Raw genomic sequence first — 16,813 nt, 5'->3', positions numbered from 1 at the left:
TAAGCCCTGGAACCACCAGGGCACCGAATAGAGATCCTTCCCATGCTCAGATGGTGCTCGCGTTCGATTTTCCTGCAAGTCGTGATTGGCCTGATGCTCGGCGTCATTTGCGGCCTGGCCCTTCCCGAATTCTCCTCGCAACTCAAACCCCTGGGTGATGGCTTTATCAAGCTGATCAAAATGCTGATCGGCCTGATCGTGTTCTGCGTAGTGGTCAGCGGCATTTCCGGCGCCGGCGACTTGAAGAAAGTCGGGCGCATCGGCTTGAAGTCAGTGATCTACTTTGAAGTGCTGACCACCGTCGCCCTGGTGCTCGGCCTGATCATGGCCTTCAGCACCGGCATCGGCAGCGGCGCGAATATTCATCTGGAGCAACTGTCATCCGCCGGCCTGAATGAACTGGCCGACAAGGGCCAGCACATTCGCGGCACCAGCCAGTTCCTGATGGACCTGATTCCCAACTCGGTGATCGGGGCCTTTGCCGAGAATAACGTGCTGCAGGTGCTGTTGTTCTCCGTGTTGTTCGGCAGCGCGCTGAACCTGGTGGGTGAAGCGGCTTCCGGGATCTCGCGGCTGATCAATGAATTGAGCCATGTGATCTTTCGCATCATGGGTATGATCGTGCGCCTGGCGCCGATTGGCGTGTTCGGTGCAATCGCCTTCACCACCAGCACCTACGGCCTGGACTCCCTGCAACACCTGGGCAGCCTGGTGGGGCTGTTCTACCTGACCTGCTTTGCCTTCGTCGGGCTGATCCTGGGCTTGGTGATGCGCCTTTCCGGGCTGCGCATGCTGCCGCTGCTCAAGTACCTGCGCGAAGAACTGCTGATCGTGATGGGCACGGCGTCGTCCGACGCGGTGTTGCCGCAAATCATGCGCAAGCTGGAGCATCTGGGTATCGGCAGCTCCACCGTTGGCCTGGTGATTCCTACCGGCTACTCGTTCAACCTGGATGGTTTTTCGATCTACCTGACCCTGGCCATCGTGTTTATCGCCAACGCCACCGGCACCCCGCTGTCGATGACCGACCTGCTGACCATCCTGCTGGTCTCGTTGATCACCTCCAAGGGCGCCCACGGTATTCCGGGCTCGGCGCTGGTGATTCTGGCGGCAACGCTTACGGCGATCCCGGCAATTCCGGTGGTCGGCCTGGTGCTGGTCCTGGCGGTGGACTGGTTCATGGGCATTGGCCGCGCCTTGACTAACCTGATCGGCAACTGCGTCGCTACCGTGGCGATTGCGCGCTGGGAAAAAGACATTGATATCCAGCGTGCCAACAAGGTGCTCGACGGCCAGCAGGGCTATGCGTTCCAGGCCAAGAAGCCGGTGGTGCCGGCGCATCAGGAGTTCTGAAGGCGACACAGGCCAATCTGGGAGGGATTCTGTGACTGACACACTGCTATCGGGGGCAAGCCCCCTCCCACATTTGCCCAGTGTCAGCCTGACAATCGTATTCGCAACATTAAAGGAGATAACGACGTGATCAGCACCTCAACCGTCGTCAATTCAGTCGTAGAAAAACTGCGCGCCGCCCTGGCGCGCGGCCAGTGGCGGCGTGGGGAAATGCTGCCCGGCCAGCGTGAACTGGCCGAACAGATGGGCATCAGCCGCCCGAGCCTGCGTGAAGCGGTGATTGTGCTGGAGACCCTCGGCCTGGTGCGCTCCATGCCTGGCAAAGGCGTGGTGGTGCTGGAAACCAGTGTCAGCGGGCCGCAGTCGAGCGACGCGGTGGCCGATGCCAGCCTGGAAGACATCCTGCAACTGCGCTACACCCTCGAGCCCTTCATCGTCGGTCTGGTCGCCCAATCCATCAGCAGCAAGGAAATCGGCCAACTGCGCCTGACCCTGATGGACATGCGCGAAGCCCTCGATGCCGACGATGCCGAAGCCGGCATGAACGCCTATATCGGCTTTCACGAAGAACTGTTCGCCCTGACCTCCAACCCGATCTTCCAGAACGTGGTGCAACAAACCAGCAACGCGCTCAAGCAAAGCGCCCAGGTGCTGCGCAATTCCCCAGAACACCTGGCCGAGCGCCTGCGCGAGAACGAGGCGGTGGTGCGGGCCATCCGTAACAAGAACAGCGCCCTGGCCAGCGCCGAAATGCGTCGGCACATCCTGCAGGAAGGCCTGCGCATGGGCATTCGCTTGAACATCCCGGACGACCATCTGGGCAGTTGATACTCTGGAGACCAGCCATGAACGCTCACGCGCTGCAACGCGACCCCCTCCTTCCCGCACTGCGTCTGGTAGCGGGCAAAAAGCCCTCGGTGGATGACATCTACCCTCGCCTGTTCGATGCGATCCTTGAGCAGCGCATCGCCCCGGCCAGCCGCTTTACCGAAGAAAGCCTGGGTGAAACCTTTGGGGTAAGCCGCAGTGTGATTCGTCGGGTGCTGGCCAAACTGTCCCATCAGCAGGTGATCATCCTGCGCCCCAACCACCGCGCCCAGGTGGCGGCGCCGGATGCACACCAGACGCGACAGATCCTCGAAGCGCGGCGCCTGACTGAAATCACCGTGGTGCAACTGGTGTGCGCCCAGGCCACCGGTGCACAGCTACGTCAGTTACGGGAATTGATCAGCCGCGAACGCGACTGCATCGAGCGTGACCAGCGCGGGCCGGCGCTGCGTTTGTCAGGGGAGTTTCACCTGTTGTTGGCCGCCATCGCAGGCAATGGCCCGCTGGCCCAGTTCCTCAACAGCCTGGTGCCGTTGACGTCGTTGGTGATTGCCCAATATGAAGCGAAAGCCTGCACGTATTGCGCGTGGCAGGAGCATGTGGCGATTGTGGATGCGATCGAGCAGCGCGACATAAGCGCTGCGGTGGGCTTGATGACCCAGCACCTGGATCACCTGGAAAGCAAATTGCTCAAACACCCTTGAGCTGATCGTTCCCTCGCTCTGCGTGGGAACGCCGCTGGGGACGCTCCGCGTCCCGACTGAGAGCGGGCGACGCGGAGCGTCACGGGAGGCATTCCCACGCAAAGCGTGGGAACGATCAGTGTGGGAGGGAGCAAGCCCCCTCCCACATGGGTACTACAAACGCATCACGCCGGCTGCATCACCGACTGACCGCTCAACGCCAGGTCCAGCAACTCACGGTTGGCCACCGCATACATGGCGTAGTCCGTGCCAACCGCTGCACGAATTTCCACCATCATTGCGCGCCAGCGATCAGCCATATCCTGGTGCTGCTCAAGCCACAGGGCCACGCGGGCTTCCATGTCTTGTGGCGCGTCGGCCATTTGCAGTACCGAAATGGTGATCGCCCGTTGCTGCCAGTCCACGTCGTCGCGGAAGGCTTCGCGGGCCTGGGCCTGCCAGTTGTTGGCCACCGGCAGATCGCTGATTTGCTGCAGGTACCACGGCAGGTCCAGGGCGCTGCCGACGGCGAAGTAGGCCTTGGCCACTTCGGCGGCGTCATGCCCGGTCACGTCGGCGGCTTCGATGATCGGCAGCAGGGTGTACAGGTGGGTCGTGCCTGCAACCATGCGCGCCAACAACTCCGGAACGCCGGCCTGAGTGTAGGCCTGATAACGGTTCTGCCAGCCTTCACGGGTCGGGCCTTCCAGCAGTTCGTCGAGCTTGAGGCCCAGCGCCGCCAGGTGCGGACCGAAATGCGCGGTATCACGCCCGGCGTCCTGCTCGTTGCGACGGCTGCGCAGGAACCAGCGCGTGGCGCGACGGCCCAGGCGCATCAGCTCATCCATCAGCTCCAGTTGCACATCGGCGGACACCTGGTGATCCAGGGCTTCAATCTGACGGAACCAGTGCGGAAGGTGGAAGATGTCGCGCACGATCACATAGGCGCCCGCCACATTCGCCGGGCTCATGCCGGTCGACTCTTTGAGCCGTTGAACGAAGGTGATGCCCATGTGGTTGACCAGGTCGTTGGCGATCTGGGTGCTGACGATCTCGCGCTTGAGGCGGTGACGACGCATCGCCTCGGAGAACTTGGCCACCAGGCTCGGCGGGAACGCGGTCTCCATGTCACGGGTCAGGTATTCGTCATCCGGTACCTGGGACTTGAGCAGCGCTTCCTTGAGGTCGATCTTGCTGTAGGAAATCAACACCGACAGCTCCGGACGCGTCAGGCCCTTGCCGTCCGCGGCGCGCTCGGCGAGCTGCTCCTCGGTCGGCAGGTACTCGATGGCGCGGTCCAGCTTGCCACGGGCTTCCAGGTCGCTCATCAGGCGCTTGTATTCGGCAGCACGCTCGTAAGCCTTGCGCGCGGCCAGGGACAGGGCCTGGGTCTGCTTGTAGTTGTTGCCCAACACCAGGCTGCCGACTTCGTCGGTCATGCTCGCCAGCAACTGGTTGCGTTGCTTGTCGGTCATGTCGCCGGCCTGCACCACTTCGTTGAGCAGGATCTTGATGTTCACTTCGTGGTCGGAGCAGTCCACGCCACCGGCGTTGTCGATGAAGTCGGTGTTGGAACCGCCGCCATTGAGGCCGAATTCCACACGACCCAGCTGGGTCATACCCAGGTTACCGCCCTCGCCCACCACCTTGCAGCGCAACTCGTTGCCGTTGACGCGCAGCGCGTCGTTGGCCTTGTCGCCCACATCCGCGTGGCTTTCGGTGCTGGCCTTGACGTAGGTACCGATACCGCCGTTCCACAACAGGTCCACCGGCGCCTTGAGCAAGGCGTTGAGCAGTTCGGTCGGGGTCAGCTTGTCGGCCTTGATGTCAAAGCGTTCTTTCATCTGTGGCGAGATGGCAATGCTCTTCGCGCTGCGCGAGAAGATACCGCCGCCTTCGGACATGATGCTGGTGTCGTAGTCGGTCCAGGCCGAACGCGGCAGTTCGAACAGGCGCTGGCGCTCGACGAAGCTGGTTGCCGGGTTAGGGTTCGGATCGATGAAAATGTGCAGGTGGTTGAAGGCCGCGACCAGTTGCAGCTTGTCGGACATCAGCAAGCCGTTACCGAACACGTCACCGGCCATGTCGCCGACGCCCACCACGGTGATGCTGTCTTCCTGCACATTGATGCCGCGCTCACGGAAGTGACGCTGCACGCCGACCCACGCGCCCTTGGCGGTGATGCCCATTTTCTTGTGGTCGTAACCGGCCGAGCCGCCGGAGGCGAACGCGTCACCGAGCCAGAAGCCGTAGTCGATGGCGATGCCGTTGGCGATGTCGGAGAAGGTCGCAGTGCCCTTGTCCGCCGCCACCACCAGGTACGGGTCATCGTCGTCATGGCGCACGACATTGGCCGGCGGTACCAGGGCGCCGTCTTTCAGGTTGTCGGTGATGTCCAACAGGCCGGAAATGAAGATGCGGTAGCAGGCGATGCCCTCGGCCGCGATCTCGTCACGGCTGCCACCCAACGGCAGACGACGCGGCAGGAAGCCGCCCTTGGCGCCCACTGGCACGATCACCGAGTTCTTCACTTGCTGGGCTTTTACCAGGCCGAGCACTTCGGTACGGAAGTCTTCTTCACGGTCGGACCAGCGCAGGCCGCCACGGGCCACGTTGCCAAAGCGCAGGTGCACGCCTTCGACGCGTGGCGAGTAGACGAAGATTTCAAACTTCGGCACCGGCTTGGGCAGCTCGGGGATCGCATGGGGGTTGAACTTGAAGCTGAAGTACGACTTGTTCTGGCCGTTGGCGTCAGACTGGTAGAAGTTGGTGCGCAGGGTGGCCTTGATCAGGTCGAGGTAGCGACGCAGGATGCGGTCTTCGTTGAGCACCTGAACGTCATCCAGGGCGCTGAGGATCGCTTGTTCCAGGCGTTGCTGCTTGTCTTCCAGGTCATCGGCGGTGAGCTTGCGCGCCAGGTAGAAGCGGGTCTTGAACAACCGGGTCAACTCGCGGGCGATGTCGGTGTGGTTGTTCAGGGTGCTGGCGATGTAGCCGAGGTCGAAGCCCAGGCGGATCTGCTTCAGATAACGGGCGTAAGCGCGCAGCAGCGCCACGTCACGCCATGGCAGGCCGGCGGTGAGCACCAGGCGGTTGAACGCATCGTTCTCGGCATCGCCGTGGACGATATGCACGAACGCGTCCTGCAGGGTGTCGTTGAGCTGCTGGATATCCAGGTTCACGCCTTCGGCGGCGATGAACGCGAAATCATGGATCCAGAACTCACGGCCGTTGGCGTGGCGCAGGCGATACGGGAACTCACCCAGCACGCGCAGGCCGAGGTTTTCCAGGATCGGCAGCACGTCGGACAGCGCCAGCGGGGTGTCGGCGTGATACAGCTTGCAATGCAGCTCGCGCTGACCGGAAACCTGGCCCAGCGGCTGATAGAAGCTCATCACCAGCGGGTTGGCTTCGGTGAGGCTGAGCAGATGCTGCATGTCGACCACGGCCGAGTGGGCGGCGAAACGCTCGCGGTAGCCGGCCGGGAAACCTTTCGGGAAGTCCGCCAGCACATTGGTGCCGTGGGCTTCGCCGAAGCTTTCTACCACCAGGCTGGCGTAGTCGTCCTGCCAGCTGCGGCAGGCCTGCACCACTTCTTTTTCCAGCTGCAGCGGGTCGATGTCCAGGCGGTTCTTCGGGTCAACCCGCAGGATCAACTGCACACGGGCCAGCACGGATTCGGAGAAGAAGGTCCAGAATTCGCAGTCCGAGGCTTTCAGGCGATCCATCAGCACTTGCTGGATTTTCTGGCGCACTTCGGTGGAATAGATGTCACGCGGCACGTAGGCCAGGCAGTAGCAGAAACGGCCGTACGGGTCTTTGCGCAGGAATACGCGGATCTTGTTGCGTTCCTGGATCTGCACGATCGACATCACCGTGCTGAACAGCTCATCGACCGGGGTCTGGAACAGGTCGTCACGCGGCAGTACTTCCACCACCTGGGCCAGTTCTTTACCCAGGTGCGCCTTGGCCTGGAAGCCCGAGCGGCGCTCGATTTCCGCGACCTTGCGGCGGATGTAAGGGATCACCCGCACGCTTTCGCCGTACACCGAGGAGGTGTACAGGCCCATGAAGCGGTGTTCCTTGATGACCTTGCCGTCGGCGCTGATCTCGCGGATCGACACGTAGTCCGGATAAGCCGGGCGGTGCACACGGCTGGGGTGTGCAGCCTTGGCGAACGACAGCACGGTCGGTTCGCGCAGGTAGGCCACGGCGTAGTCTTCGATGCGCAGGTCTTCGGCGGTGAGGCCGGCGCGCAGCAGTTTGGTCAGACCGAGGAAAGAGCTGGCGTCATATTCGATATGACCGCCGTCCGCCTCGTCACGTACCACGAACTCTTCGTAGCCAAGGAAGGTGAAATGGTTGCCCACCAGCCATTCGAGGAAGTTCTTGATCTCGGCTTTTTCTTCGCCGTCGATCACGAACGCGCTGGCGTCGACACCGGCCAGCAGGTCCTGGACCTTGGCTTTCATCGGCTCGAAATCGGCCACGGCCACGCGCACTTCGCCCAGCACCTGCTCGAGCTCTTTGCTCAACACATTCAATTCGGCGGCGTTGGCGCAGCGGTCGATCTCCAGGTACATCAGCGATTCTTGCAGGATGCCTTCGCCCTGGGTGCCCTTGGGCAGGATTTCCAGCAGCTCGCCCTTGCTGCCACGGCGCACGCTGAGCACGGTGGTTTGCAGGGTGTGGATGCTGTAGCCACGGCGGTTGAGCTCGGTACGTACCGAGTCCACCAGAAATGGCAGGTCATGGTGCAGCACTTCGACCGCGGTGTGGGTCGACTGCCAGCCATGACGTTCATAATCGGGGTTGTAGACCCGCACTTGCGGTTGGGTGTGGTCGAAGCGCTCAAGCAGGCGCCAGGCAGACAGGGTGCAACCGGCCAGGTCGGAAAGGCGACGCTGGGTCAGTTCGTCCAGGGAAATGATGCCGAAGAATTGCTCAGCGAACAGCGCCACTTGTGGCAGTGCCTGTTCACTGATGTGCTGCGCCAGTGCCGCTTGCAGTTGGTGCTGGAAGTCGGCCTTGCTGGCTGCGGTGAAGAACGCCATCTGTGGTACTCCGCTTGGGCTTGTTATTGATGGAAGCGTCGCGTGTTATCCCCTTGCGGGGAGACCGTCAGCTCTGTTCTGGTCGTGATGACAAGCACCATAAACCAATCAGAGTGACAGGTGGGTGAAGCTGGACAAGACAGTCAGGTCACATACAACTTCCACAAGATGCACACCGCGCCGGGTGACGGTACGACGGGCAGGTCAGGCGCCTGGCGCGGGGCACATCCGTTGCGCAGCTTAACGAGTGTAGGAAGCCGGCTGCTTGCGGTGCTGCGACATATTCGGTCATCGGTAAGCAGGTGTGGGGTTGCGACTTGGGCAACCGGCAATATTCAGGCCCGCCAGTATCAAAAATGACTGCTTTGGACCGCCAGGTCATGCACTCGGTCTGACACACAATGCAGCATAAAATTCGTCGCAATGGCACAATTGCCCGGCGCAAACGCCCTCCTCCACACAGGATTCCCCATGCTGCAGCTGAAAACCGACGCCTTGATGGTCACCCCGTGCGACGACGAAGAAGACAACATGGCCATGCTCTGCTGCCACGGCAAGAACGGCGAGATGTTCATGCTGAGCCGGTATCCGGATGAAGACGAGGTGGAACTGACCTGGGATTACGAGCCTTCGACCCTGGATGGGCTGAAAGTCACCTTGGGCGACACCCGCTTGTTGATCGAACTGGCGGCCGGCGATGCGGATGCGCTGGGGGGCAAGGATCAGTTGCAGATCGCCCACGCCACGGCCGCCTCCGACCTGGCCGAGGTCGAAGAAACCCTGCAGAACATCCTCAGAGGTACTGGCACCTACACGCGAATTTAAGCTGCACCCAGGATCAAATGTGGGAGGGGGCTTGCTCCCGATTGCGGCGGGCCAGTCATATAGAAGTGCCTGACACACTGTCATCGGCAGCAAGCCCCCTCCCACATTGACCGCACTCCACACAAATTTCCTACAAGTTTTGCCAAAAATACCCGTCACGCCGTTAGTCGCCACACCCCACGATGCATTAAAGTAAACGCCCCAGGCCGGTGTTTTTCCCTGACACCCGGGCTCATCTTTCCAGGAACCGTCATCGATGGAACATCGTGAAGCGCTGCTTGCGCTGCGAACCTTTCTTTCTACGCAGATTCTCGGCCAGGAAAAACTCATCGATCGCCTGCTGATCGCCCTGCTCGCCGACGGCCATATGCTGGTCGAAGGCGCGCCGGGCCTGGCCAAGACCAAGGCGATCAAAGAGCTGGCCGAAGGTATCGAAGCGCAGTTCCATCGCATCCAGTTCACCCCCGACCTGTTGCCCGCCGACATCACCGGCACCGAAATCTATCGCCCGGAAACCGGCAGCTTCGTCTTCCAGCAGGGCCCGATCTTCCACAACCTGGTGCTGGCGGACGAAATCAACCGCGCACCGGCCAAGGTCCAGTCGGCGCTGCTCGAGGCCATGGCCGAGCGCCAGGTCAGCGTGGGCCGCAGCACCTACGAGCTGTCGCCGCTGTTTCTGGTGATGGCCACGCAGAACCCCATCGAGCAGGAAGGCACCTACCCCCTGCCGGAAGCCCAGCTCGACCGTTTCCTGATGCACGTCAAGATCGGTTTCCCGGATGCCGCCGTCGAACGGCGCATCCTGCAACAGGCGCGTGGCGAAGCGCTCAACGGCGAAACCAAGCCCGAGCGCCGCGTCAGCCAACAGGCGATCTTTGCCGCGCGCAAGGAAATCCTCGGCCTGTACATGGCCGATGCGGTGGAGGAATACCTGGTGCAGTTGGTCATGGCCACGCGCACCCCGGCCAAGTTCGACCCGGAAATGGCCGAGTGGATCGCCTACGGCGCCAGCCCGCGCGGCTCCATTGCCCTGGACCGTTGCGCGCGCGCCCATGCCTGGCTGGCCGGCCGCGACTTCGTCAGCCCCGAAGACATCCAGGCGGTGCTGTTCGACGTGTTGCGCCACCGCATCATCCTGTCGTTCGAGGCCGAAGCCGCAGGCGTTGACCAGGACCGCGTGGTGCAACGCATTCTTGACGTCGTTGCCGTCGCTTGAAGCCGATGAACGCGAGTGCGGGCATCCACGTCACGCTCAGTGAGCTGATCGAGATGCGCCATCGTGTGCGTGAAGTGCAATTGTTTTCCACCCCCGGCCAGCGCAGCCCGTTGATCGGCCTGCACCACTCCAAGCTACGCGGGCGCGGTGTGGATTTTGACCAGGTGCGCGTGTACCAGGCCGGGGACGACGTGCGCACCATCGACTGGCGCGTGACCGCGCGCACCCAGGAGCCCCACACCAAACTGTTCCACGAAGAGCGCGAACGACCGATTTTCATCATGGTCGAGCAAAGCTGCCGGCTGTTTTTCGGCTCGGGGCAGATGTTCAAGTCGGTGCTCGCCGCACAAGCTGCCAGCCTCATCGGCTGGGCCGCGCTGGGGCATAACGACCGCGTGGGCGGCCTGGTGTTCGGCGACAGCGAGCATTACGAAATCAAACCCCGGCGCAGCAAGCAAAGCCTGCTGCAACTGCTTAACCGCCTGGTGCGGGTCAACCAGAGCCTGAACACCGAAAGCCTTCCTGAAGCCGACGCGCTGGGCATGGCCCTGCGTCGTGGCCGCGAAGTGCTGCGCCCCGGCAGCCTGGGCATTGTGATCTGTGATGAACGGGCGCTGACTGAAGGCGCCGAGCAGCAACTGAGCCTGTTGTCGCGTCATTGCGATTTGCTGCTGCTGCCCATCTCCGATCCGCTGGACCACGCCCTGCCCGCCGCCGGGCTGCTGCGCTTTGCGCAACGGGGCGCGCAACTGGAACTGGATACGCTCAATTTCGATTTGCGCCAGGCCTACAAGGCCCAGGCTGAAGCACGCATTGCCCGCTGGGAGTTGCTGGCGCAAAAGCTGCGCGTCTTGTTAATGCCGTTGAGCACCCAGAGTGAAATGGTCGAGCAACTGCGCGAATACCTCAACCCACAGCGCCCGGTCAGAAAACAATGAGCAGCCTCGACCAACTGCAACCGCTGATCGCCCCGCCAGCCATCGGCTTCTGGCCGCCCGCGCCGGGCTGGTGGCTGTTGTTGCTGCTGCTCCCGATGCTGGGCTGGGGCCTGTGGTGGCTGCGCCGTTTCCTGCCCACGCGCCGCCCCGTGGCCCGCGCCGAACAACCGCTGGACCCGCTGCGCATTGCGGCCCTGGCCGAGCTGGCGCTGATGCCCAAACCTTATGACGGCGCGCCCGCCGGGGCCTGGCTGCAGCAACTCAATGGCTTGCTCAAGCGCCTGTGCCGCAACGACTACCCCTACAGCCAAAGCCACACCCTCAACGGCCGCAAATGGCTGGCGTTCCTCGATAACCGCTGCCCCGCCGCCGGCCTCACGCGCTGGATGGTGCTGGTCGAAGGCGCCTACAAGCCCGAATGCAAACTCGACGACAAAGCCATCGCTGGCCTGACCCAAGCCGTCGACACCTGGATTCGCAAACATGTTTGAGTTCGCCTGGCCGTGGATCTTCGCCCTGTTGCCGTTGCCGTGGTTGATGCGCCTTGTCCTGCCAGCGGCCGACAGTGGCGAACCCGCGTTGAAAGTCAGCTACCTTAACGACCTCGAAAGCCTGGCCCGGCGCCGCGCTCGGGTGAACCTGCCGGGCTGGCGCCAGCAGGCACCGTTCGTAGTGCTGTGGCTGTTGCTCTTGACCGCCGCCGCCCGCCCGGAATGGCTCGGCGAGCCGCTGCCGATTGCCGCCAGTGGCCGCGACTTGCTGGTGGCGGTGGATGTCTCCGGCTCCATGGATTTTCCCGACATGCACTGGCAGGACGAAGACGTCAGTCGCCTGGCGCTGGTCCAGCACTTGCTCGGGGATTTTCTCGAGGGCCGTGAAGGCGACCGTGTGGGCCTGATCCTGTTCGGCAGCCAGGCCTACCTGCAAGCGCCGCTGACCTTCGACCGGCGCACCGTGCGCACTTGGCTGGATGAAGCGCGCATCGGCATCGCCGGCAAGAACACCGCCATCGGCGACGCCATCGGCCTGGCCCTGAAACGCCTGCGCCAGCGCCCGGCGCAAAGCCGCGTGCTGATCCTGGTGACCGACGGCGCCAATAACGCCGGGCAAATCGACCCGCTCACCGCTGCGCGCCTGGCCGCTGAAGAAGGCGTGAAAATCTACCCGATCGGCATCGGCGCCGACCCTGAGCAAACCGGCTCCCTGGGCATTCTCGGCGTGAACCCGAGCCTGGACCTCGACGAACCGGCGCTGAAGGCCCTCGCCGAGGCGACGGGCGGCCAGTATTTCCGCGCCCGTGATGGCAACGAGCTGGAACAGATCAAGACTACTCTCGACACCCTCGAGCCCGTCGAACAGCAGCCCACCCAGGCCCGCCCGGCCCACGCGTTGTACAGCGGCCCGCTGGCCCTGGCGCTGCTCCTCAGCCTGTTGCTGGTGGTGCACGAACGCTGGCCGAACAACGCCTTGCAGCGGCTGTACACCAAACTGTCGAGCAAGGGCATGTTCCTGCCACAGAGCCCGGAATGGCGCCAGCGCCTCAAGCGCCTGCGCTTGCGGAGGCGTCGATGATCGCTTTGTGGCCGCACTGGTTGCGCCCCTGGTGGCTGTTGCTGCTGCCGCTGCTCGGCTGGTTGCTGTGGCAACTGTGGCACCGGCAAAAACGCGCCGGGCGCTGGCAGCTCATCCTGCCCCAGGCCTTCCATGCCACGCTGCTCAGTGGCGGCAACGGCCGCGAAAGCAAATCGCCCTGGGTGGTACTGGGCATCGCCTGGCTGCTGGCGTTGCTGGCGCTGCTGGGGCCCAGTTGGCAACGGGTTGAACAACTCAGCCAGAAGCCCTCCGACCCGCTGCTGGTGCTGCTGGAACTCACCCCGCAGATGCTCGCCACCGACAGCCCGCCCAACCGTCTCGAACAGGCGCGGCGCAAGCTCTATGACTTGCTGCAGGCACGCACCGATGCGCAAACCGCCATCGTCGTGTATGCCGGCAGCGCCCACACCCTGGTGCCACTGTCGGATGACCTGGCCACCAGCCGTAACCTGCTTGAAGCGCTGCGCCCCTCGATCATGCCCGAGCCTGGCCACCGCGCCGACCTGGCCGTGGAAAAAGCCCTGGCGCTGCTCAAGCACGGCGGCCTCGGCCAGGGGCGCCTGCTGCTGATCGGCTCGTCGCTGTCCAAACAGGAGCGCCAGGGTATCCGGTTGCTGTTGCAAGGCAGCCAGGCGCCGAGCTTGTCGATCCTCGGCATCGGCAGTCGTGAAGGCACGCCAGTCACCCAGGAAAGCGGCGAATTCCTCAAGGACGAACAGGGCGCAATCCTGATCCCACGCCTCGACAGCCCGACCCTCAAGGCGTTCGCCAGCGAAATGGGCGGCCGCTACCGAGCCGCGCGCCTGGACGACAAAGACCTGCGCCAACTCGGCGTACTCGACCCGCCCCAGGCCTTGCGCGACGACGGTCAACTGCTGCGCCTGGACACCTGGGCCGACCAGGGTTACTGGCTGCTCCTGCCGCTGCTGCTGTTGGCCGCCTGCGCCGGGCGCCGCGGCTGGCTGTTCTGCCTGCCGCTGCTGTTGATAGCCGCACCGCAGCCCAGCTATGCCTTCGAATTCCAGGACCTGTGGCTGCGCCCCGACCAGCAAGGCCAGTACCTGCTGAAGAAAAAACGCCCGGCCGAGGCCGCCGAACGCTTCCAGGACCCGCAATGGCAAGGCGTGGCCCTGTACGAAGCCGGTAACTATGCCGAAGCCATCAAGCGTTTTGCCCAGGGTGACAACGCCTACGCCCACTACAATCGCGGCAATGCCCTGGCCCGATCAGGTGAGCTGGAAGCTGCGATCGATGCCTACGAACAGGCGCTGGAAGCCCAGCCCGATCTGCAACCGGCCCTGAAGAACAAGGCGCTGGTGGAAAACCTGCTGCGCGAACAAGCCCAGCCTGAGCCTGACGAACCGGCAAAAAACCAGGATGACGAAACCACCCAACCCGGCCAAACTGCGCAACCGGGTGCCGACGGGCAAAATGCCCAGGGTGGCGAACAATCAACCCAGGGTCAGGGCCAAGCCGCCAACGGCGCCACCGACACCGCTGGCGCGCCGCCAACCGACGGTAACGACGTGCCAGGCAGCGAGCTGGGCGACGAGCAAACCACCACGCCGCCGCTACGCCCCGCCGATGCCAGCCTTGAAGGCGAACACCGCCAGGCGTTGGAACAATGGCTGCAACAGATCCCGGACAACCCCGGTGAACTGCTGCGACGCAAATTCTGGTACGAACAGCAACAACATCAGGACAAGACTCGATGAGCCGCCGCACCACCCTTCTGCTCTTGCTCGCCTTGTCGACAGGCCACGCCCAGGCGGCGAACCTGGTCGCCAGCGTCGACCGCAGCCGCCTCAACTCAGGGGAAACGGTGGAGCTGACGGTGGAATCCAGCGACGTGACCCAGTTCGGCAAGCCCGACCTGTCGCCCCTGGATGCGCAGTTCGAAGTCAGCGGCACGCGCCAGATCAACCAGCTCACCACCCTGGGCGGCGATAACCACGCGACCACGCGCTGGATCATCACCCTGCTGCCCCGGGAAAACGGCACCGTGGTGATCCCGCCGCTGCAAGTGGGCGACCTCAAGACCCAGCCGATCACCCTGCAAGTGCTGGAGACCGCCAGCCAGAACACCAGCGCCGAACTGGCACCGGTGTTCGTCGAAGCCAACCTCGACCAGACCAGCGTTTATGTGCAGGCCCAGGCCCTGCTGACGGTGCGCGTGTATCACTCGGTGTCGCTGTATGACGACAGCAGCCTCACGCCACTGCAAATCCCCGACGCACGGGTCGAGCAATTGGGCGAGTCGCGCACCTATGAAAAAGTCATCAACAGTATTCGCCATGGCGTGATCGAAACCCGCTACGCAATCTACCCGCAGCACAGCGGGGCTATGGCAATTGGGGCGCAGACCTTCAGCGCGACCCTGGTGGAATCGCGCCCACCCCAGGAGAACACGCTGCAGGGCACCAAGCCGGGCAAGCTGATCCACGCCAGCTCAGCGCCGCTTGCGCTGACGGTCAAGCCCAAGCCCGAGTTCTACCCCGCCGACACGCCGTGGTTGCCGGCGCGCAGCCTGAGCCTGGACGAAGCCTGGAACCCGGTGCCCGAACATGTGCAGGTCGGTGATTCGCTGACGCGCAGCCTCACGGTCAAGGTCGAGGGCCTGTCCAGCGCGCAACTGCCGGCGCTGCCCAGTACCGACGTCAACGGCCTGCGGCGCTACCCGGACCAACCGGTACTGGGCAACCAGACCAGCGACCGTGGCGTGATCGGCAGCCGCGAGGACCGCGAGGCACTGGTGCCCACGCGTGCTGGTGCGCTGGAATTGCCCGCCGTGGAGGTGGTGTGGTGGAACACCCACGAAGACCATCTGGAACGCACCAGCCTGCCGGCCCGCACCCTGCAAGTCGCGGTCAACCCGAGCCTGCTGGTAGACACCCCCGCCACGCCGACCGTCATCACCGCGCCGGATGACGAACGCCTGTGGCTGTGGCAGCTCAGCACCTTGCTGCTGGCCTGCACCACCTTGCTGGGCTTCGGCCTGTGGTGGCGCGCCCGCCGCCAACCCGCCGTGCAACGCGCCGCGCAAACCGGCCCCAGCCCGCGCACCCTGCTCGACGACCTCAAGCGCGCGACCCAGGCCAACGACCCCCACGCCACCCGCCAGGCCCTGGATGCCTGGGCCCGCCAACAACCGGAAACCCTCGCCGACATGGCCGCGCGCTTCGTGCCGCTGTCGGATGCGTTGGACGGGTTGAACGGCGCGCTGTACAGCGAAAGTGGCCAGTATTGGCTGGGTGAAGACCTGTGGCGCGCAATCAAAGCCATCCCCGTGGCCGAGCGCGTACAAGACCCGGCCACCGATACCACCAGTTTGCCGCCGCTTTACCCCAAATAACCCTGACACGAGGCAAGCCCCCACCTAAGATCGTTCCCACGCTCCCGCGTGGGAATGCAGCCCGTGACGCTCTGCGTCACGGCTGCTTGGCGGGACGCGGAGCGTCCCAGGAGGCATTACCACGCAGAGCGTGGGAACGATCAATAGCGGTGTGTCAGTCAACATACTTGTCACTGATCCATTGCCATCGGGGGCAAGCCCCCTCCCACAGTTGACCTGCGCCGCCTGCTGGACATGCATTGTTAAAGGCCAGCAATCCATATCGCTTTAATTTGCAGGACGTTTCCTAGACAATCCTCCGGCCTTGCGCCTGCTCAATCCACTGGCTAGCCTTCGCTTCGTCGCTGCATATCAGCGATCGGGTGTGAGATCCCGTGTATAGCAGGCGCCATGCGCTACGACCGTCTATGGCGGCTATGTGCGGGCAGGCTTTGGTCTGGCCGGGTCCTGCTTTCCGGTATCTCACCCCGCACATAGCTGCCACCTTTTGACGTGTGAGATCGGCAAAAGAATGGCTCCCAACCCAAGCAGGAGCTTCACGCATGAACAAACTCGTCCCCGATCCCCCCTTTCCGATTTTTGTCGCCCACGAAGACCTGAGCTTCGAAGACGCCATCGTCAGCATTGCCTCGTTATTACGCTGCGCCGCCACCACCGCAATACAGACTGCTGAAGACCTCAACGGCGCCCAACGCGACATGGCCTGCTCCACCGCCCACCTGATCGACATGGCCCGCACCCTGGCGGACCGAGCCTTGGAGTGCCTGCAGCCCCAGGCATAACGCACAACCCCTGTGGAGCGCGGCTTCAAAGATCGTTCCCACGCTCCCGCGTGGGAATGCAGCCCGTGACGCTCTGCGTCACCTGTGTGCAGTAGCGGAACTTGCAGCGCCTGGCGGGACGCGGAGCGTCCCAGGAGGCATTACCACGCAGAGCGTGGGAACGATCGCCCCCGGCGCCACCCAAGGCAC

12 protein-coding genes are annotated in these 16,813 nt (G+C 63.4%); 11 read left to right on the top strand and 1 reads right to left on the bottom strand.

Translation table 11 applies throughout. The features are described 5' to 3' along the window. Window positions 1-42 precede the first annotated feature (42 nt). From C4J88_RS12505 to C4J88_RS12495, 3 genes are all read left to right on the top strand, one after another. Window positions 43-1,353: a C4-dicarboxylate transporter DctA gene (locus C4J88_RS12505; protein ID WP_124362683.1), complete on the top strand. Its 1,311-nt coding sequence runs from the start codon at window positions 43-45 to the stop codon at window positions 1,351-1,353. Between the two features lie 126 nt (window positions 1,354-1,479). After that, a complete protein-coding gene (locus C4J88_RS12500) occupies window positions 1,480-2,181 on the top strand; it encodes a FadR/GntR family transcriptional regulator (RefSeq protein WP_124362682.1) in 702 nt (233 codons plus the stop codon). A gap of 17 nt (window positions 2,182-2,198) precedes the next feature. Further along, entirely contained in the window at window positions 2,199-2,885 is a 687-nt protein-coding gene (locus C4J88_RS12495; protein WP_124366890.1) for a GntR family transcriptional regulator, read from the top strand. A 164-nt stretch (window positions 2,886-3,049) separates the two neighbouring features. On the opposite strand, the gene C4J88_RS12490 is transcribed toward C4J88_RS12495, so the two are convergent. Beyond that, on the bottom strand, window positions 3,050-7,918 hold the full coding sequence (locus C4J88_RS12490; RefSeq protein ID WP_124407086.1) for an NAD-glutamate dehydrogenase: 4,869 nt from the start codon (window positions 7,916-7,918) through the stop codon (window positions 3,050-3,052). A gap of 471 nt (window positions 7,919-8,389) precedes the next feature. Between C4J88_RS12490 and C4J88_RS12485 the strand changes: the two genes are divergently transcribed. The 8 genes from C4J88_RS12485 to C4J88_RS12445 all read left to right on the top strand — a co-directional run bounded on the left by C4J88_RS12485 (window position 8,390) and on the right by C4J88_RS12445 (window position 16,624). After that, window positions 8,390-8,743 carry a hypothetical protein gene (locus C4J88_RS12485; protein ID WP_124407085.1) on the top strand — a complete coding sequence of 118 codons (354 nt, stop codon included), beginning with the start codon at window positions 8,390-8,392 and terminating at the stop codon, window positions 8,741-8,743. Window positions 8,744-8,999: 256 nt separating this feature from the next. Beyond that, window positions 9,000-9,959, top strand: a complete 960-nt coding sequence (locus tag C4J88_RS12480; protein WP_020301524.1) for a MoxR family ATPase — start codon at window positions 9,000-9,002, stop codon at window positions 9,957-9,959. 5 nt (window positions 9,960-9,964) lie between these two features. After that, window positions 9,965-10,897 carry a DUF58 domain-containing protein gene (locus tag C4J88_RS12475; protein WP_124362678.1) on the top strand — a complete coding sequence of 311 codons (933 nt, stop codon included), beginning with the start codon at window positions 9,965-9,967 and terminating at the stop codon, window positions 10,895-10,897. Next, window positions 10,894-11,388, top strand: a complete 495-nt coding sequence (locus tag C4J88_RS12470) for a DUF4381 domain-containing protein (protein ID WP_124366887.1) — start codon at window positions 10,894-10,896, stop codon at window positions 11,386-11,388. Before C4J88_RS12475 ends, C4J88_RS12470 begins: the two co-directional genes overlap by 4 nt. Continuing rightward, window positions 11,381-12,469 (top strand): VWA domain-containing protein, encoded by a 1,089-nt coding sequence (locus tag C4J88_RS12465; protein WP_124366886.1) that lies wholly within the window; start codon window positions 11,381-11,383, stop codon window positions 12,467-12,469. Before C4J88_RS12470 ends, C4J88_RS12465 begins: the two co-directional genes overlap by 8 nt. Then, a complete protein-coding gene (locus C4J88_RS12460) occupies window positions 12,466-14,205 on the top strand; it encodes a tetratricopeptide repeat protein (RefSeq protein WP_124407084.1) in 1,740 nt (579 codons plus the stop codon). The genes C4J88_RS12465 and C4J88_RS12460 overlap by 4 nt, the downstream gene beginning before the upstream one ends. Next, on the top strand, window positions 14,202-15,842 hold the full coding sequence (locus C4J88_RS12455; RefSeq protein WP_124407083.1) for a BatD family protein: 1,641 nt from the start codon (window positions 14,202-14,204) through the stop codon (window positions 15,840-15,842). The genes C4J88_RS12460 and C4J88_RS12455 overlap by 4 nt, the downstream gene beginning before the upstream one ends. 542 nt (window positions 15,843-16,384) lie before the next feature. Next, entirely contained in the window at window positions 16,385-16,624 is a 240-nt protein-coding gene (locus C4J88_RS12445) for a DUF6124 family protein (RefSeq protein WP_124366883.1), read from the top strand. Window positions 16,625-16,813 lie beyond the last annotated feature (189 nt).

The organism is Pseudomonas sp. R4-39-08, assembly GCF_003852275.1.
Taxonomy (GTDB): domain Bacteria; phylum Pseudomonadota; class Gammaproteobacteria; order Pseudomonadales; family Pseudomonadaceae; genus Aquipseudomonas.
Note: the sequence above shows the minus strand (reverse complement) of the source record. Positions and strands in the feature narration are given on the sequence as shown.